The following is a 19,187-nucleotide window of genomic DNA, read 5'->3' as shown; positions in this document are numbered from 1 at the left end:
TCTACCGTTCAGCGATACTTGAGCCTTACGCCATCCTGGCCTTCGACCTCACGTAACGCGATCAGCAGATCATCGGATGGCGTGACACGCCACTGCTCATCAAACTCCAGCCAGCCTGAAGCTTCCTGATTTCGGTAACGCAGCCGCACCGGCAGCCCCTGGTCGTTGCAATGCGGAACCAAGCTCTGGTGCAAGCTGTTGATCAACTTGCCATTGGCCTGACGCCCATCCACCGATACCTCAACAGCCTGGGCAAAGCGTCCCCGCGCTTCCACCATTGGCGTGACTTCCTTGCCACGCAAACGCAATCCGCCAGAATAGTCGTCACTGGATACTTCACCTTCGATGATCAACACCTCGGCACTATCGAGCTGTTGGCGCACGCTATCGAACAATTCGCCAAACAATGAGGCTTCGATGCGACCAGTGCGATCGTCCAGGGTGAGAAAGGCCATGGTATCGCCGCGCTTGGACTTCATCGTCCGCATGCCCACTACCAGGCCTGCCACTCGCTGGGACTCCCGAGAAGGCTTGAGGTCAGCGATACGCGTGGAAACGAAGCGCGACAGTTCCTCTTCATACTCATCGATAGGATGGCCAGTGAGGTAAAGGCCCAGTGTGTCCTTTTCTCCCGCCAGGCGCTCTCGATCCGTCCACTCGCGCACGCGAAGATAGCTTTCATAGGGGTCGGCTTCATCATCTTCCGCCGCCGCAGCGAAAGCATCACCGAACAGATCCATCATCCCGGCATTCTGGTTCTGATGATTCTGCGCCGCAGCTTTCAGTGCATCATCCAGGGACGCACTCAGTACTGCACGATTGGGCCCCAGACGATCCAGAGCGCCTGAACGAATCAGTGCTTCCAGGGTGCGCTTGTTCATGCGTTTGGGATCGATACGGCGACAGAAATCGAACAGATCCTTGAACGGACCATCTGTACTGCGCGCCTCGACGATGGCGCCAATGGGGCCTTCACCGACTCCGCGGATGGCCCCCAGGCCATACACTACCCTGCCCTCGTCATCCACAGTGAACTTGTAACCGCCGACATTGACGTCTGGTGGCGTCACGGTGAGGCGCAGGTTACGGCACTCCTCGATCAGTGGTACCACCTTATCGAGGTTGTCCATTTCCGTGGACATGACCGCTGCCATGAAGGGGCCAGGATAATGAGCCTTGAGCCAGGCCGTCTGATAGGACACCAGAGCGTAAGCAGCAGAGTGGGATTTATTGAAGCCGTAACCGGCAAACTTCTCCACCAGGTCGAAGATGTTGCCGGCCAGATCCGCATCGATGCCGTTGGCCTGGCAACCTTCCATGAAGCCACTACGCTGCTTGGCCATCTCCTCGGGCTTCTTCTTGCCCATGGCCCGTCGCAGGAGGTCTGCCTGGCCCAGGCTATACCCCGCCATCACCTGGGCAATCTGCATGACCTGCTCCTGATACAGGATGATGCCATAAGTGGGCGTCAGGACAGGTATCAGAGATTCATGCTGATAATCAGGATGTGGATATGCGAGTTCGGCACGTCGATGCTTACGGTTGATGAAGTCATCGACCATCCCTGACTGCAGCGGACCAGGACGGAACAACGCCACCAGGGCGATCATGTCTTCCAGCGAGTCCGGCAGCAGACGCTTGATCAGCTCCTTCATGCCTCGGGATTCAAGCTGGAAGACTGCCGTGGTCTCTGCCTTCTTGAGCATGTCGAAGGTCTTGGCATCATCCAGTGGAATGGTGTCGATATTCAGTGGCTCTCGCCCTTCGGTGGCACGTACCTTGTCCACCATTTCCAGAGCCCAGTCGATGATGGTCAGAGTACGCAGACCAAGAAAGTCGAACTTGACCAGACCAGCACTTTCGATGTCATTCTTGTCGAACTGCACCACCAGGCCACGGCCATCTTCATCACACAACAGCGGAGCGAAGTCGGTCAGCTTTGTAGGGGCGATCACCACGCCACCAGCATGCTTACCGGTCCCTCGGGTAATGCCTTCGAGCTTGACAGCCATTTCCCAGATTTCCTGGGCATCTTCATCGACCTCGATGAACTCCTTGAGCTGCGGCTCCTGCTCGATGGCCTTGGCCAGGGTCATGCCGACTTCAAAGGGAATCAGCTTGGATAGCTTGTCTCCCAGGGAATAGGGCTTGCCCTGGGCACGGGCCACATCACGCACCACTGCCTTGGCCGCCATGGTGCCGAAAGTGACGATCTGAGAAACAGCATCGCGGCCATAGCGCTCGGCCACATAGTTGATCACCCGGTCACGTTTTTCCATGCAGAAGTCGACGTCGAAGTCAGGCATGGAGACACGTTCCGGGTTGAGGAAGCGCTCGAACAGCAGGTCGTACTGAATGGGATCAAGATCAGTGATCTTCTGGGCATAAGCCACCAGAGAGCCCGCACCCGAGCCTCGCCCAGGCCCCACCGGGACATCGTTGTCCTTGGCCCACTGGATGAAGTCCATCACGATCAGGAAATAGCCAGGGAACCCCATCTGCAGAATGATATTGAGCTCAAAATCCAACCGCTCGCGGTACACCTTTTCCTTTTCTGCCCACTCCTCTGTATCCCGCGGGTGCTGAGCTACGGGATACAGGGCATCCATGCGCTCCGTCAGGCCATCATGGGAGATCTTGCGAAAGAACTCGTCCTGGGTCATGCCTTCAGGAATGCCATACTCCGGCAAGAAAATTTCCCCAAGGCGCACATTGACATTACAGCGCGCGGCAATCATGACGCTGTTTTCGATCGCCTCGGGAATATCGGAGAACAGCTCCGTCATCTCCTGCGGGCTCTTGAGGTATTGCTCCTCGGTATAGCGTCGCTCACGGCGCGGGTCTTCCAGACTCATGCCCTCGCCGATGGAAACACGTGTCTCGTGAACCCAGAAGTCCTCACGAGAGAGAAAGCGCACATCATTGGTCGCCACCACTGGAGTGTCCGTTTCCATGGCCAGGGCCACGCAAGCATGCACACAGTCCTCTTCCAGCGGTCGCCCGGTGCGGGTCAGCTCCAGGTAGAAGCGCCCCGGAAAGGCACTACTCCACTCTTCCAACAGGCTCCGGGCTTCGCCATGGTGGTCACTGAGCAGGTGACGACCGATTTCCCCCTCACGCCCGCCGGAGAGGGCAATCAATCCTTCACTTTGTGCCATGATCCAGGACTTTTGCAGAATCGCCTGGTCTTGATGTTGCCCTTCCTGCCAGCCTCGCGAAATCAGCTCCGTCAGATTGCGGTAGCCGGTATCGTTCATCGCCAGCAACGTCACTCGATAGGGGTGGCTTTCATCATGAACGTTATGCAGCCACAGGTCGGCGCCGATGATCGGCTTCATGCCGGCACCTTGGACGCCATTGTAGAACTTGACCAGGGCAAACAGGTTCGAGTCGTCGGTCAACGCCAGCGCAGGCATCCCCAACTCCGCTCCTGCCTTGATATATGGCTTGAGTCGCACCAGGCCGTCGACCAGGGAAAACTCACTATGGACGCGCAGATGAACGAAGGGAACGGACATGAGAATGCACAACCTCAAGAAAACAAAGGACCACGCGTCAGTAGTGTCACGACAGCATGGCAACAACAAAATGTGGCGACGACCCGAGTAGGTCCAGCGTCAGAACGATTCGGACTCATTGCTGCGCATTTCTGCACAGCCAAATGTGCTTACAACCTGTACTTACAACCTGTATTTACAACCTGTACTTATAACTTAGAACAGAGCCAACTGCCGCTTGACCGGAGCGAAGGAGCGACGATGTTCGGGCAGTGGCCCCAGGCGCTCCAGAACAGCCAGGTGTTCTGGTGTCGGGTAACCCTTGTGACGCGCAAAACCATAGTCGGGATGATGGGCGTCCAGAGCTTGCATAGCTGCATCCCGAGCCACCTTGGCCAGGATCGAGGCCGCCGCGATAGCACTATGACGGGCATCACCCTTTACCACTGCCTGGCCAGGAATATGATGCCCGGGCAGGCGATTACCGTCCACCAGCAGATATTCCGGTACCACGCTCAGGCCATCGATAGCCCGGCGCATGGCCAGATGGGTCGCATGGTAGATGTTCAAACTGTCAATCTCTGCCGGTGAGGCCTCTGCAATACACCAGGCCAATGCCTGTTCGCGAATCTGTGCGTCCAGTGCCTCTCGTCGCTTGGCACTGAGAACCTTGGAATCGGCCAGGCCATCAATCGGACGTGCTGGGTCGAGAATCACGGCAGCAGCCACCACCGCACCAACCAAAGGACCGCGACCTACCTCATCAACTCCGGCCAGCAGGTTTCCCTGATAATCCACCACCAGCTCTGGCAATGCCTTGCGAGCCTTTCCCGGCAAGGTCTTGGTTGATCGTTTCCTGCTATCTCCAGCCATTCCACCCTCAGCCATTCCAGAAACGCTCCTTATCCATTTTTCTCAGCGCGTCTCTCTCAGCACGTCAGGCAACACGCTGGCAGGCAGCTCACGGCCAGCTACCAACGCCTCAATGGCATCCACTGCGCGACGGCTGGCATCCCGCTGAAGTATCCGGTGCATCTCGCTGAATCGCGCCTCCAGATTCGCTCGTCCCTGGTCATCGTCAAGCATGGCAGAAAGACGCGCACTGATCGCTTCCACTGAAGCCTCATCCTGAATCAGCTCTGGTACCAGAGATTCCTGTGCAATCAAGTTCGGTAACGAAATCCACTGTGTTTTGACCATGAACTTCGCAATGGTGTGGGTCATGGGCGCCATGCGATAACCTACCAGCATCGAACGGTGACACAGCATGGCTTCCAGAGCCGCAGTGCCGGAGGCCAACAACACCACATCACTGGCCAGCATGGCTTCACGTGCCTGGCCATCCAGCAATACAGCCCGCCCCTGAAGCGCGGGACGCTCAGCCAGGAGCGTTTCAAGCTGGACACGTCGCTCTGGTGTTGCAGCAGGGATCAACACCAGCAGCTCAGGGCGCTCTTCGACCAGACGCTGAGCAGCATCGAGGAACGTCGCGCCCATGAAGCGAATCTCGTTGCGCCGTGAACCAGGCAGAAGCGCCAGCACTTCGCCAACTTCTCCTCCTCCGGCTTCTTCAAGCTGCAAGGCCGCACGTGCCTCTTGGCGGTCATTATCGCCGCCCAGCGGCAGCTCATCAGCCAAAGGGTGGCCGACAAAAGCGACGGGCACCTTGTGATCGACATAGAATTCTGCCTCGAAAGGCAGAAAGGTCAGCATCGCATCCACCGACCTGGCGATGCCTTTCACTCGTCCCTGGCGCCAAGCCCAGACCGATGGACTGACGTAATGCGCAGTGGTGATGCCAGCCTGTCGCAACTGACGTTCCAGGCCAAGATTGAAGTCAGGCGCATCAATGCCAAGCATGATGTCTGGCTGCCAGGCCAGAGCATCCTCACGCAAGGTTCGCCGTACACGGAACAGTTCAGGCAGATGCTTGAGCACCTCCACTAGCCCCATGACAGACAATACTTCAAGCGGAAACAGCGAGTGAATACCTTCAGCCTGCATACGCGGCCCACCCAGTCCACGAAACTCGGCTTCAGGGTAACGTGCCTTGAGAGCACGCATCAGACTGGCGCCCAAGATATCGCCGGAGAGTTCTCCCGCAACCAGATAAATGCGCCGCGGCGTGCGAGCCGCGGCCATTTGGGTATCTCCAACGCAGGCAGGGTTGCTCACAATAGAGACTCCCCCGTCATCAGCGGGTGATTCCTCGAGTTGATGACTCAATGGAGGCGGCAAAGACTTCCGTCTCAGGTAAAGAAAAGCGCGAGCGGATTTCTCCCAGGGCCTGATCCACTGTCAGCCCTTGGCGATAGACCAGCTTGTAGCTCTCGTTCAGAGAGCGAATGGCTTCGGAGGAGAAGCCTCGGCGCTTGAGGCCTACGAGGTTGAGACCATGGGCGGCTGCCGGGCTACCGTTGATCATCACATAGGCTGGAGTGTCCTTGGTGATGATCGAGCCACCTCCTGCCATGGCATGAGTACCAAAATGACAGAATTGGTGAACGGCAGACAAACCTCCGATGATGGCAAAGTCACCGACATGAACATGGCCAGCCAGGGTCACCTGGTTGGCCAGAATGCAGTCGTCACCGATCACGCAGTCATGACCCACATGCACATAGGCCATGAACAGGTTACGTGAACCAATAGTGGTTTCACTGCGATCCTGAACCGTACCCCGGTGCAGCGTCACGCCTTCACGAATGACATTGTCATCACCCATGACCAGGCGAGTGGGCTCACCGTTGTACTTCTTGTCCTGGCAGTCTTCCCCTACGGAGGCAAACTGGAAGATACGAGTACGTTTCCCCAGTACCGTTGGTCCCTTGATCACTACATGAGGACCAATAACGGAGCCAGCACCGATCTCGACGTCGGGGCCGATCACAGTGAACGGTCCCACCTCGACATCGTCGGCCAGGCGCGCGCCGGGGTCTACGATGGCGGTCGGATGAATCAAGCAATCTTCCTCTCGGCGCAGATGATATCGGCCTCGCAGGCCACCTCTCCATCGATGCTGGCCCGACACTGGAATTTCCAGATACCGCGCTTGGTACGTTCGACCTGAGCACGCAGCTCAAGGCGATCGCCAGGCATCACCGGACGCTTGAAACGTACGTTGTCGCTGCCTACCAGATAGTAGACGTAACCGTCGGCAGGTAGCTTGTTGACGGTCTTGAAACCCAGGATACCGCAGGCCTGGGCCAGCGCTTCGATCACCAACACCCCAGGCATGATGGGGTGTTCGGGAAAATGACCATTGAAGAACGGCTCGTTGATGCTGACGTTCTTGTAAGCAACGATGGACTCACCGATGGTCAACTCCGTGACCTTGTCCACCAGCAAAAAAGGATAGCGGTGGGGTAGATATTCGCGAATCTCGTTGATGTCCATAACCATCGTAGCGACCTCTGAAATGACTGAAATCCTTCCCTCAGGAAGGCAGCGTAGTGGAAGGTTCCTCTACCACTGGACACCTGTTCCCGGCGCGCGAAGGATTATACCGGCAAGCGGTAGACCCTCAAGCCTGGAAAATGCTGCTGATCTTTCAGCTTGCCCCAGAGTCCCCCTTCTCCCCACTTATTCTTTCCAGTCGACTGACGCGTTTGGCAATGCTGTCCAATTGCTTGAAGCGCACGGCATTGCGTCGCCACTGGCTGTTTTCCATCGCACCGGTTCCCGATGAATACACCCCTGGCTCCAGAATCGAGTTGGTCACCAGGCTCATGCCTGTCACCTGGACCCCATCGCAGATGGTCAGGTGTCCAGACAGGCCGACTCCGCCCCCAAGCATACAGTGTCGACCGACCTGCGTGGAGCCAGCGATGCCGACACAACCGGCCAGGGCACTGTGATCACCGATATGGACGTTATGGGCAATCTGCACCTGGCTATCGATTTTGACGTCATTGCCAATCACCGTATCGCCCAAGGCTCCACGGTCGATACTTGAGCAACTGCCGACCTCGACATCATCGCCCAGCACAACGCCACCAAGCTGGGCAATCTTCCGCCAGCCGGCCCCATCATGGGCAAAACCGAAACCATCTCCGCCAATCACACAACCACTGTGCAGAATAGCTCGTTTACCCACCACAACTCCGTGATAAACGGTGGCATTGGCATGCAACAGACTGTTCTCGCCGATCTGGCTATCAGCCCCGACTATAGAACCTGGACCAATGGTCACGCCGTCGCCCAGAACCACTCCGGACTCGATGACTGCTTGGGCGCCAATACTGACATCCTGGCCCAGCACAGCATCTTCGGCGACCACTGCCGTGGCATGCACGCCAGAAGGCTGTGCATTGATCAGAGGGTCGAGCATGCGCGACAACTCAGCATAGCCAAGATAGGGATTATCCAGCACCAGGGCCGTCACAGGACAGGCATCCCTGTCTTCAGGACGCAGCAACACTGCGGCGGCACGCGTTCCGGGCAGATCCTTGAGATAGGCCCGGTTGGCCAGGAAAGTGATATCTTCCGGCCCTGCATCCTTGAGCGTTGCCAATCCAGAGATACGACGTTCCCCGTCACCCTCCAGGCGAGCGCCTAGACGGTTGGCTATGTCGGAAAGAGATAGAGGTATTCGTGTATCTTTCATGGGAGCCCGTGGAGCGGAGACATTGCCGTTAGGAAAACACTGTTTCATATCTGGGTGCAATACCCTGATCACCGTCGATGCATAAAATTATCATTTGCGGCAGTCTTGGCGCAGAGGATTATTCCTATCGGAAATAACGGACATCCGCACGCGACTCAACAGGATCATAACGTATTGAGAAGCGCCGTGACCTCTTCGGTCAGATCCGGCAGGTCACGAGTACTGTGCAACACCCCGTTGGGGTCGACCAGAATGTCGACATCATGGCGAGCGATGACGCGATTGACAGCCTGATCCATCTTGGGTTCCAGCCGAGCCAGGAAGCGCTCTTCAGCAGCCTGTCGGGCCACCAGAATTTCCTGGCGCAATTGATCGAAGCGCTGCCCTTTCTGCTGAAATTCCTGCATCAGCGCATGTGTTTCAGCATCACTGGTGGTATCTGACTCAAGGCGCGCCGACAATCTCTCCAGCGCAGTCCCCAACTGCTGCGCTTCCTGCTGTTTGTCCGCCACTCTAGTACGCAGCTGGGACATTTCCTGACGCGCATCATTGCAGTCCAGCAATGCCTTGCGCCAATCAAGAACCGCCACCTCGGTTGCCGCTGCCGCTGGCGCCCACCCCGCCAGCAGGCCAGCCAACAAGAGTGCTGGCCACATGGCGGGGTGCGGAAAACTGCGCAGCAAATGCATCAGAACGTCTGACCCAAGGAGAACTGGAATACCTGGGTATCATCGCCATCCTTCTCGTTGAGCGGCTTGGCCACACTGAAGGTCAGCGGTCCCACCGGTGTCAGCCAGGACACCCCGACACCCGCACTGTAGCGCAGGTCGCCAAGATCCACTCCGGAGCTGCACTCACGGCGATCCTCATCCCCTTCCAGAACGTCGTAGCATTCCGTGAGGAAGGTATTACCGGCATCAACGAACAGCGACGGCTGGACAGAACGCTTGTCTTCAACAAAAGGCATGGGGAAGATCAGTTCCATGCTTCCCTGGACCAGAACGTTACCACCCAGGGTGTCATCATCGCCTTCATTGCGCGTGGTCGTCGGCTGCCCCAGGGTGTTGGAGGTATAACCACGCACCGAGCCAAGCCCCCCGGCCAGGAAGTTCTCGTAGAACGGATAAGGATCATTGGAATTGAGGGCGTCGGCATAGCCAAGCTGGCCGCTGAACTTCAGCGACAATGTCTGTTCTTCGTTTATGGGGAAGAAGTGCTTGGCCTCAGCACGGGCCTTGTAGTACTCAGCATCGCTGCCTGGCACCGCCAGTTCCAGGGCCAGACGCTGGTAATTACCCGCAGTAGGCATGATGCCGCGATTAAGGTCATTACGTGTCCAGCTACCTGTCAGCGACAGCGTATCGGCCTTGTCGCCCTCATCCCGAACGTAGCGCTCGATCTCCGATGGCGTGTCGTCGTAGGTGTCGATCTGGAGTGATTCGACATTGGCCCCGAAGTTCATCCGCGTCAGCTCGTTGATCGGGTAGCCGAAGTTGATACCGGCACCCAGAGCATCGGTGGAATATGTGGAAATATCGGAGTCTTCGTAGTCCGTCTCACGGTAGTAGAAGTTATAACCGCGAGAGATGCCGTCCAGCGTCCAGTAGGGGTCGGTAAAACCGAAGTTGATACTGGTATAGGTATCACTCTTCTGAGCTCCGACATTGACCCGGTTACCGCTGCCCAGGAAGTTGTTCTGGGACAATGCAGCCCCATAAATGACACCGGCACTCTGCGAGTAACCCAGGCTTGCAGAGATGGATCCGGAAGGCTGTTCCTCGACCTTGTAGGTCACATCAAGCTGGTCAGGCTGGCCTGGCACTGGTTCGGTCTGCACCTCGACCTGCTTGAAGAAACCCAGGCGCTCGAGGCGTTGGCGAGACTGTGAGATGGACTCGGTGGAAGCCGGAGCCGATTCCATCTGGATCATCTCACGGCGCAGCACTTCATCCTTGGTGGTCGTGTTGCCGACAAAGTTGATTCGACGGACATAGGCACGACGCCCCGGCGTCACCTGGAAGCTCAGGTCAACGGTCTTGCCATCATCGCGTACCTCAGGAATGCCATTGACCTCGGCAAAGGCAAAGCCTTCAGCACCCAAGCGGGAGCGCATGGCTTCGGATGATGCTACGACCTGGCTGCGATTGAAGACATCTCCGCTATGAATCTGAAGCAGGTCTCGCGCCTGAGCTTCAGCCAGCTTGAGGTCACCAGCGAAGGAAATATCACCAATCTTGTAGCGCTTGCCTTCATCCACGTTGATGGTAATGAAGATGCGCGACTTGTCCGGGCTGATGGAAACCTGGCTGGAAGTGATATCGAAGTTGACGTAGCCACGATCCAGATAATAGGAGCGCAGGCGCTCCAGATCACCGGCCAAGGCTTCACGGGAATACTCATCGCTGGAGAACCAGCCGAAGAACATCCCGGGCTGGTCTTCCAGCTCGAAGACATCCTGCAGAGTTTCGTCAGAGAAGGCCTCGTTGCCCACGATGTTGATCTGGCGAATCTTGGCTACCGCACCTTCGTGGATATGAATGTCGACCTGCACACGCCCTGCACCCACTGGGGTGACGTCAGTATCGATACGAGCACTGTAGCGGCCCTGGGACTGGTAAAGCCCTTCCAGCTCACGCTTCATGGTATCGATAGAAGACAGCTGCAGTACCTGACCTTCGCTGATACCGGCCTGCTTGAGGCCAGTGCGCAGGTCTTCCTCCTTGAGCTGGGAGTTGCCATCAATGTTGAGCGCAGAGATGGTCGGGCGTTCTTCGACCTCGATGATCAGCACATCGCCTTCGCGGGCAAGATGAATATCATCAAACAGCCCGGTAGCAAACAGCTTCCGTGCAGCATCCGCCAACTGACGATCATCGACCTGATCGCGAGCATTGACAGGGAAAGCATTGAAGACGGACGCAGCAGAGACCCGCTGAAGGCCCTCCACGCGAATATCCGACACGGTGAAGGAATCTGCCAGAGCTACCTGAGAGCAGGTCGCCAGCAGTGTCGCCAATCCGATGGTCTTGATTTTCATGCAGTCGTTTCGCTCGCGTTGAGTCGGCGTGCCAATCCAAACACGCACCATATACATTTGTACGGGTTACTGACAACCTTCCAGCCATGGAAAGGACAATGCTGATGTGTTGCAGCACCCGATATTCAGGTTGTCGATGGAGCTAAAAAATGCTCACAACAAAGGCACTTACAAGCCGCTTCTGCGCTCTCGGGCATCACCGGCCTCGCATCGTCAACCACCATGAATAAATCGTTCCCTATAGCCGCATCAAATCGAAGTACAGCGCCATGACCATCAGGGTACCTACCAACGCCACCCCGATTCGCAGGCCTATCGCCTGGGCCCGTTCAGATACAGGACGCCCACGCACGGCTTCGATGAAGTAATACAGTAGATGACCACCATCAAGCACAGGGATAGGCAGCAGGTTGAGCACTCCCAGGCTGATCGACAGATAGGCCATGAAGCTGACGAAGCTCTCGAGCCCTGAACGAGCGGTATCCCCCGCTATCCGTGCAATGGTGATGGGACCAGACAAGTTGCTCGGAGAAATCATCCCGACCAGCATCTTGCGCACAGCATCGAAGGTCAGCAAGGTCATCTCTCCTGTCTTGGAGAATGCCGCGCCCACAGCCCCAATGGGGCCATAACGAATCTCGCGCAGCCACTTTTCAGGCCACTCGACAGGGGCCACCCCTGCTCCGATGTAACCATGCTGGCTGCCATCTTCCTGTTCCTGCAGTTTCGGCGTCAGGCTCAGGGTAAGGCGCTCACCCTCACGCTCCACCTCTACCTTCATGGACTTGTCGCCATGAGCGCGCACGGTATCCACCAGGGCCAGCCAGTCAGCAATTGGCTGACCATCCACACTGATCACTCGATCCCCACTTTGCAGGCCTGCCTGCTCAGCCGGTTCTCCATCCACCAGTTGCCCGATCACCGCCGGCATTTCCGGACGCCAGGGCTCGATACCCAGACTACCCAGAGGATCTGGTGGATCCTCACCCACCAGCCATCGGGATACCCCCAGGGAGTAATGACGCGGCGTGCTCCCCGATGTATCGAGGGCCGTCACATCGACATTGCCGCTCAAGCCAATCATGGAAACCAGCTTCAGGTTGAGCTCATCCCAGGAGCGCACCTCTTCCCCTTGTATGGCAGTAATTTCCTGGCCATGTTTTAGGCCAGCCTGAGCCGCAGGAGAATCCGGAGTCACCTCGCCCACGACTGGCGCTACGGTGGTGGTACCTGCCACGAAAAGCGCCCAATAGGCAACCAGGGCAAGCAGGAAGTTGGCAATGGGCCCTGCAGCCACAATAGCAATGCGTGCCCATACCGACTTGTTGTTGAACGCCTGTCCTCTTTCAGAGGGATCCACATTTCCTTCGCGCTCGTCCAGCATCCTCACGTAGCCACCCAAGGGGATGGCTGCAATGGCAAATTCAGTGCCATGACGATCGCAGCGTGACCATAATGGCTTACCAAAGCCTACGGAAAAGCGCAGCACCTTCACACCGCAACGACGTGCGACCCAGAAGTGGCCAAACTCGTGGAAAGTGATCAGCAGGCCAAGCACTACGATCACAGCCAACACATTCTGAATCAGACCCAAAGTCTTCTCCTTGGCTAATCCTCACACCGAAGCAACGGCGCTACAGGCGATGGACCCACCCGCCACCTTACTCTCGGGCAATGCCTGGGGGCAAAGGTTCCCCGCAGCACTGCCCGAACTGGGCGGTCAATACAACCTTCAACGGGGCCAGCCAACACTCGCTGGCTCACCCATTTTTCCGCTCCAGCCATGCACGAGCCAGACACCGGGCATGGCGATCGGCTTCCAGCACCGCCTCAAGGGTTTCTGCTCCGCCCTCAGTGACACCTTCACGAACCTGTTCGACCAGCGCTGGAATATCATTGAACCCGATATGGCCGTCAAGAAAAGCGGCCACGGCCACTTCATTGGCCGCATTAAGCACGGCCGGCTGCACGCCTCCACAGGCCATTGCCTCACGCGCCAGCCTCAGGCAAGGAAACGCACGTTCATCCGCCGGCTCAAAATCCAACCGTGCCACGGCGAACAGATCCAGTGTCTCGACACCTGAATCGATACGGTCAGGCCAGGACAGGCCGTAGGCAATCGGCGTGCGCATGTCTGGATTACCTAACTGTGCCAGCACCGAGCCATCACTGTAAGCCACCATGGAATGAATCACGCTCTGGGGGTGCACCACTACCTGAATCTGATCCGGACGAGCATCGAATAGCCAGCAGGCCTCGATCAGCTCCAGCCCCTTGTTCATCAACGTGGCACTATCTACCGAGATTTTACGTCCCATGGACCAATTGGGGTGTGCACAAGCCTGATCGGGCGTCACCGTTGCCAGGTGCTCACGATCATAGCCACGAAAAGGGCCACCTGAAGCGGTCAGCAGCAACTGAGTGACACCATGATGGACCAGCCCTCCGCGATGATGCCCAGGTAGACACTGGAAGATGGCATTATGTTCAGAATCGATAGGCAGCAGTGTTGCACCACTCTTTTCCACGGCCCTCATGAACAGGTTGCCAGACATCACCAACGCTTCCTTATTGGCCAGCAGTACACGCTTGCCGGCACGTACAGCAGCTAACGTTGGCAACAGCCCTGCAGCACCCACGATGGCAGCCATTACGACGTCCGCCTCTGAGGCACCCGCTACTTCTTCCAGAGCCCGTTGACCGTGGTGCATTTCGGTGGCAACGCCTGCTTCCTGCAACCGGGCCGCCATCCAGCCAGCATCTTCAGCACTATCGATCACGGCCACATCGGGACGATGTTTCAAGCACTGCTGTAACAATGCCTCCCGAGAGCTGTGTGCCGTAAGTGCATGCACACGGTAAAGCTCGGGATGTCGGGAAATGACATCGAGAGTGCTCGTGCCGATCGAGCCAGTGGCGCCCAGCACCACAACCCCTTTCGGCAGGCCATTCTCCCGAGAAGTTGAATTGACTGCAGCGACACTCATGCCATCACCAGCCAACTGAAAAACAGGGCAAATACCGGAACCGCAGCGGTAAGGCTATCAATACGGTCGAGGATACCTCCGTGCCCTGGCAGCAACTGACTGGAATCCTTGAGACCACGATGGCGCTTGAGCATACTTTCGAGCAGATCACCCAGTACCGACGTCAATGTCACGCCCAGTGTTACCACTACCAGCACAATAGTGGCGCCCAGGTCCAGCGACTGCCATAGCGAAAAGATCACCGCCAGAAACGCCGTAACCCCCATACCGCCCAGTACACCTTCCCACGACTTGCCCGGGCTGACCTTGGGTGCCAGCTTACGCTTGCCGAAGGCACGGCCAAAGAAATAGGCGCCGGTATCTGCACACCAGACCAGGAGCAGGACAAACAGCAGCCAGACACCGCCACTATCACGCAGGACATTGAAGCCGATCCAGGTAGGCAACAGTACCCACCCCCCCATGGCCAGGCGCAACAGCCACCCCCATGGGCCACCACAGATTGAGCGCCCACCCCAGAGCGCCAATGACCAGAACCCACCAAGCCTGTGACTGACCACTGAACCAGAGCAGAGCCATGGCAACTGCCAGAACTGCAACGACTGTCAGGCGCCCTGCCCCAGAGGCAACTCCTGCCAGATTGGCCCACTCGCGCCCTGCCAACAGTACAATCATGGCGGTAAACAGGGCAAAGTAGCCGCCATCCAGTCCAAACAGTCCTGCCAGCGCCACAGGCACCAGGCAGACTGCGGTAATGACCCTTTGCCTAAGCACCTTGAGCCTCGAGCTGTTCGTCGGTCATGCCGAAACGGCGTTTACGCTGACAGAACTCTTCCAGAGCGGTATCGAAGGAGCCACCATCGAAGTCCGGCCACAATGTCGGAGTGAAATACAGCTCAGCATAAGCCATCTGCCACAACAGGAAATTGGAAATTCGCAACTCTCCACTGGTGCGAATACACAGATCTACAGGGGGAGCAGCCCCCAGGCATACCTGCTCGCCGAACATGCGCTCATCAATGGCTGCAGGATCCAGCTCACCGCCTGCCACACGCTCGGCCAGCCGCCTTGCGGCCTGAGTGATATCCCACTGACCACCATAGTTGGCGGCAATGACCAGATGGAGACCCTTATTGCCCTTGGTCAGCTCCTGAGCTTCGTTGATGCGTTTCTGAATGGCCGTGGAAAAGCCGGATGTATCACCGATCACCGACAGGCGGATATCGTGCTGATGAAGCTTCTTCACCTCTCGCTTCAGCGCCATCAGGAAAAGCTCCATCAGGGCATTGACCTCAGCAGCTGGGCGCTTCCAGTTTTCGCTTGAGAAAGCAAACAGGGTGAGCATCTCGATTCGTCGCTCAGCGGCACGACGAATCACAGCACGCACAGCTTCGACACCAGCATGGTGGCCACGCACTCCGGACATGCCACGAGAGCGAGCCCAGCGATTATTGCCATCCATGATGATGGCGACATGGCGCACTTGATTGACGGATTCCGGCAGAGGACGCAATGAAGAGGAGTCCGAAGAAGACGGTTTGGGAGGCTGCGGTGACGTCATGATGTCTCGCATGGAAGTAAACAGAAGCCCCGAGGCCCGGCACGTGCTGCGAGCCTCGGGAATGACGCGGCGAACCGGCGTCAGACCTGCATCAGGTCTTCTTCCTTGGACGCCAGCACCTTGTCGATTTCAGCCACGAAGCGATCGGTGATCTTTTGCACCTCGTCCTCGGCCTGACGCTGCTCATCTTCGGAGATTTCCTTCTCCTTGAGCAAAGCCTTGAGGTCGTTGTTGGCGTCGCGACGCACATTGCGCACAGCTACACGTGCGTTTTCTGCTTCATGACGCGCCTGCTTGATATAGCCCTTGCGCGTTTCTTCAGTCAGCATCGGCATCGGTACGCGAATCACGGTACCCGCGGTGGAAGGGTTCAGGCCCAGCTCAGAAGTGATGATGGCCTTTTCCACCTTAGGCACCATGGCCTGCTCCCAGGGCACCACGGTCAGAGTACGAGCATCCTCGATATTGACCTGTGCGACCTGATTGATCGGAGTCATGGAGCCATAATAATCGACCTGCACCGCGTCCAGAATACTGGGATGTGCACGACCGGTGCGGATCTTGTTGAAGTTGTGGTGCAGAGAGTCAATGCTCTTCTGCATGCGCTCCTGCGCATCTTTCTTGATCTCGTTGATCACGATGTCACCCTCTATCGATCAGCGTGCCTTCCTTGCCGCCCACCACCAGGTTGAGCAGGGCGCCAGGCTTGTTCATGTTGAATACCCGAACAGGCATATCATGGTCCCGCACCAGGCAAATGGCGGTCAAATCCATGACACCAAGTTTCTGGTCAAGAGCATCATCGTAGGATAACTGGTCATACTTGACCGCATCCGGATACTTGACCGGGTCCTTGTCATAGACACCATCCACTTTGGTGGCCTTGATCACTACATCGGCATCAATCTCGATACCACGCAGACATGCTGCAGAGTCAGTAGTGAAGAAGGGGTTGCCGGTACCAGCCGAGAATATCACCACGTCACCGGAGGTGAGATAACGAATGGCAGTACGGCGGTCATAGTGCTCCACCACACCACTCATGGGAATTGCCGACATCACCCGGGAACGGATATTGGAACGTTCCAGGGCGTCGCGCATTGCCAAGGCATTCATCACCGTGGCCAGCATGCCCATATGGTCGCCGGTAACCCTTTCCATACCCGCCTCATGCAAGGCCGCTCCACGGAACAGGTTACCACCGCCCACCACAATGCCGACCTGAACCCCAATGCCAACCAGCTGGCCTATCTCCAGAGCCATGCGATCGAGCACCTTGGGGTCTATACCAAAATCGGCGTCACCAGTCAGCGCCTCACCGGAGAGCTTGAGCAGGATACGCTTGTACTTCGAATCAGCACGGGGCTTGTCGACTTTAGAGATAAGGGAGGAATCGGCGCTACTCATAGCATGTCTCCGCAATTGACTGGGGCCTGCCACCGAACCAGAAAGGCCTTGTTCGGCATACCGTGAGCGCCCGGCGCATCGACCAGCGGCGCATACACGAAGGCGTGCGCTTTCGCGCACGCCATCTTTACTGTGATATCACAGTATGGAACCGGGGCCTTAGCTACGCTTGGCCTGTTCCATGACTTCCTTGGCGAAGTCGACCTCTTCCTTCTCGATGCCTTCACCCACTTCGAAGCGGGTAAAGCCAACCACTTCACCACCGGCAGCCTTGACGAATTCGGCAACGCTGACGCTGGGGTCCTTGACGAACGGTTGCTCGGTCAGGCTGTTCTCTGCCAGATACTTCTTCAGACGACCTTCCACCATCTTCTCGGCGATCTGCTCCGGCTTACCAGCCATGTCAGGCTGAGCCAGGATGATGGCCTTTTCGGTGTCAAGCTGAGACTGCGGCATGTCTTCCGGAAGTGCCACTGCCGGATTGATGGCAGCCACGTGCATGGAAACATCCTTGGCTGCTTCAGTGGTACCGCCCTTGAGCTCGGTCAGCACACCGATACGGCCACCGTGCACATAGGCACCCACCAGGTTGCCTTCAGTAGCAGTGATGACGGCAGCACGACGCACACCGATGTTCTCACCGATCTTCTGTACCAGAGCTTCACGATCGGACTCCAGCTCACCGGCAGTCACAGCAGCAACATCTTCGCTCTTGGCAGCGAAAAAGGCATCGGCAACCTTGTCGGCGAAGGCCTTGAAGTTGTCATCACGAGCAACGAAGTCAGTCTCGGAGTTGATCTCGACCAGGACACCATAGCTGCCGTCTTCGGCAACACGAGTCACGACGACGCCTTCGGCAGCGGTACGTCCCGCTTTCTTGGCGGCCTTGAGACCAGAGTTCTTGCGCAGGTTCTCGATAGCGAGATCAATGTCACCGTCGGCTTCGCTGAGTGCCTTCTTGCACTCCATCATGCCGAGTCCGGTGCGCTCGCGAAGTTCCTTGACCAGGGAGGCGCTGATAGCTGCCATGGTATTCACCTCTGAATGGTTCGACCTGAATGTCGGTTGGCCATGCGGCCCACGCAGCATGGCCAGAGTAGAGAAAAGGGGGCCTCGGCCCCCTTTGCGCCTGTCGGCGTGGGTCGTCAGTTATGCAGAGACGACCGCTGACCCAGGCGGGCCGAAGATTACTCGGCAGCGGCGGCGGCGTCGCCTTCGCTGTCGGTTACTTCGACGAACTCATCGGGACGACCTTCTTTCGCGCGGCCACAAGCATCGGCGATGGCCTTGACGTAGATCTGGATGGCGCGGATGGAATCATCGTTGCCCGGGATCACGTAGTCGACGCCGTCCGGATCAGAGTTGGTATCCACGATACCGATAACCGGGATACCCAGCTTGTTGGCCTCGTTGATGGCAATACGCTCGTGATCGACGTCGATCACGAACAGTGCATCGGGCAGGCCGCCCATTTCCTTGATGCCACCGATGGAACGCTCGAGCTTGTCTTGCTCGCGAGTGGCCATCAGGACTTCTTTCTTGGTCAGCTTCTCGAACGTGCCATCTTCGCGCATGGTCTCGAGGTCACGCAGACGCTTGATAGACTGGCGAATGGTCTTGTAGTTCGTCAGCATACCGCCGAGCCAGCGATGGTTGACGTACGGCTGACCAGAACGAGTCGCCTCTTCCTTGATGACCTTGGCTGCACTGCGCTTGGTACCAACGAACATGATCTTGTTGTTGGACGCAGCCATTTTCTCGACCACATCAATCGCTTCGTTGAGCGCAGGAAGAGTATGCTCAAGGTTGATGATGTGAATCTTGTTACGAGCGCCGAAGATGTACTTGCCCATCTTCGGGTTCCAGTAACGGGTCTGGTGACCAAAGTGTGCGCCTGCCTTCAGCAGATCGCGCATGTTGACATGTGCCATGGATGACTCCTGAACAATCGGGTTAGGCCTCCACGCACCCCATGGATCCGACCGCGGACGTAACCAACGGCACCCGGGACCATGTGACGGTGCATGTGTGTTTTCAAGGCTATTAAGCATAAACGCATTCCATAGCCCGCCCTGCCGGTTTCTCCTCCAAT

General features: G+C 57.2%; 17 protein-coding genes. All 17 read right to left on the bottom strand.

All coding sequences use genetic code 11. The features are described from left to right. Positions 1-8: 8 nt before the first annotated feature. Entirely contained in the window at positions 9-3,518 is a 3,510-nt protein-coding gene (gene dnaE, locus E4T21_RS03060; protein WP_149283407.1) for a DNA polymerase III subunit alpha, read from the bottom strand. Between the two features lie 195 nt (positions 3,519-3,713). Next, positions 3,714-4,385: a ribonuclease HII gene (rnhB, locus tag E4T21_RS03055; protein WP_240349270.1), complete on the bottom strand. Its 672-nt coding sequence runs from the start codon at positions 4,383-4,385 to the stop codon at positions 3,714-3,716. 27 nt (positions 4,386-4,412) lie between these two features. After that, complete coding sequence (gene lpxB / locus E4T21_RS03050) at positions 4,413-5,639, bottom strand: lipid-A-disaccharide synthase (RefSeq protein ID WP_149283405.1); 1,227 nt, start codon at positions 5,637-5,639, stop codon at positions 4,413-4,415. Positions 5,640-5,691: 52 nt separating this feature from the next. Further along, positions 5,692-6,459 carry an acyl-ACP--UDP-N-acetylglucosamine O-acyltransferase gene (gene lpxA / locus E4T21_RS03045; protein WP_149283403.1) on the bottom strand — a complete coding sequence of 256 codons (768 nt, stop codon included), beginning with the start codon at positions 6,457-6,459 and terminating at the stop codon, positions 5,692-5,694. Continuing rightward, entirely contained in the window at positions 6,456-6,899 is a 444-nt protein-coding gene (gene fabZ, locus E4T21_RS03040; RefSeq protein WP_149283401.1) for a 3-hydroxyacyl-ACP dehydratase FabZ, read from the bottom strand. Before fabZ ends, lpxA begins: the two co-directional genes overlap by 4 nt. Positions 6,900-7,047: 148 nt before the next feature. Next, positions 7,048-8,103, bottom strand: coding sequence for a UDP-3-O-(3-hydroxymyristoyl)glucosamine N-acyltransferase (gene lpxD, locus E4T21_RS03035; protein WP_149283398.1), 1,056 nt, complete (start codon positions 8,101-8,103; stop codon positions 7,048-7,050). 164 nt (positions 8,104-8,267) lie between these two features. After that, positions 8,268-8,792 carry an OmpH/Skp family outer membrane protein gene (locus E4T21_RS03030; RefSeq protein WP_240349269.1) on the bottom strand — a complete coding sequence of 175 codons (525 nt, stop codon included), beginning with the start codon at positions 8,790-8,792 and terminating at the stop codon, positions 8,268-8,270. Next, complete coding sequence (gene bamA, locus E4T21_RS03025; protein ID WP_149283396.1) at positions 8,792-11,140, bottom strand: outer membrane protein assembly factor BamA; 2,349 nt, start codon at positions 11,138-11,140, stop codon at positions 8,792-8,794. The genes E4T21_RS03030 and bamA overlap by 1 nt, the downstream gene beginning before the upstream one ends. A gap of 238 nt (positions 11,141-11,378) precedes the next feature. Continuing rightward, positions 11,379-12,734 carry a sigma E protease regulator RseP gene (gene rseP, locus E4T21_RS03020; RefSeq protein WP_149283394.1) on the bottom strand — a complete coding sequence of 452 codons (1,356 nt, stop codon included), beginning with the start codon at positions 12,732-12,734 and terminating at the stop codon, positions 11,379-11,381. Between the two features lie 166 nt (positions 12,735-12,900). Further along, positions 12,901-14,127, bottom strand: a complete 1,227-nt coding sequence (ispC, locus tag E4T21_RS03015) for a 1-deoxy-D-xylulose-5-phosphate reductoisomerase (RefSeq protein ID WP_149283392.1) — start codon at positions 14,125-14,127, stop codon at positions 12,901-12,903. After that, the gene (locus E4T21_RS21595; RefSeq protein ID WP_338036112.1) at positions 14,124-14,573 is read right to left on the bottom strand and encodes a phosphatidate cytidylyltransferase; all 450 of its coding nucleotides are present in this window, start codon (positions 14,571-14,573) and stop codon (positions 14,124-14,126) included. Before E4T21_RS21595 ends, ispC begins: the two co-directional genes overlap by 4 nt. After that, on the bottom strand, positions 14,539-14,901 hold the full coding sequence (locus tag E4T21_RS21590; RefSeq protein ID WP_338036111.1) for a phosphatidate cytidylyltransferase: 363 nt from the start codon (positions 14,899-14,901) through the stop codon (positions 14,539-14,541). Before E4T21_RS21590 ends, E4T21_RS21595 begins: the two co-directional genes overlap by 35 nt. After that, a complete protein-coding gene (uppS, locus tag E4T21_RS03005) occupies positions 14,894-15,688 on the bottom strand; it encodes a polyprenyl diphosphate synthase (RefSeq protein ID WP_187775097.1) in 795 nt (264 codons plus the stop codon). The genes E4T21_RS21590 and uppS overlap by 8 nt, the downstream gene beginning before the upstream one ends. A gap of 80 nt (positions 15,689-15,768) precedes the next feature. Then, positions 15,769-16,326 (bottom strand): ribosome recycling factor, encoded by a 558-nt coding sequence (frr, locus tag E4T21_RS03000; RefSeq protein ID WP_149283388.1) that lies wholly within the window; start codon positions 16,324-16,326, stop codon positions 15,769-15,771. Between the two features lie 4 nt (positions 16,327-16,330). Next, complete coding sequence (pyrH, locus tag E4T21_RS02995) at positions 16,331-17,095, bottom strand: UMP kinase (protein WP_149283386.1); 765 nt, start codon at positions 17,093-17,095, stop codon at positions 16,331-16,333. 159 nt (positions 17,096-17,254) lie between these two features. Then, positions 17,255-18,124, bottom strand: coding sequence for a translation elongation factor Ts (tsf, locus tag E4T21_RS02990; protein WP_149283384.1), 870 nt, complete (start codon positions 18,122-18,124; stop codon positions 17,255-17,257). Between the two features lie 158 nt (positions 18,125-18,282). Then, positions 18,283-19,026, bottom strand: coding sequence for a 30S ribosomal protein S2 (gene rpsB, locus E4T21_RS02985; protein ID WP_149283382.1), 744 nt, complete (start codon positions 19,024-19,026; stop codon positions 18,283-18,285). Positions 19,027-19,187: the final 161 nt, after the last annotated feature.

Origin of the sequence: Halomonas binhaiensis, assembly GCF_008329985.2 — a bacterium.
GTDB lineage: Bacteria > Pseudomonadota > Gammaproteobacteria > Pseudomonadales > Halomonadaceae > Halomonas > Halomonas binhaiensis.
This window is presented reverse-complemented; position numbering and strand designations above follow the sequence as displayed.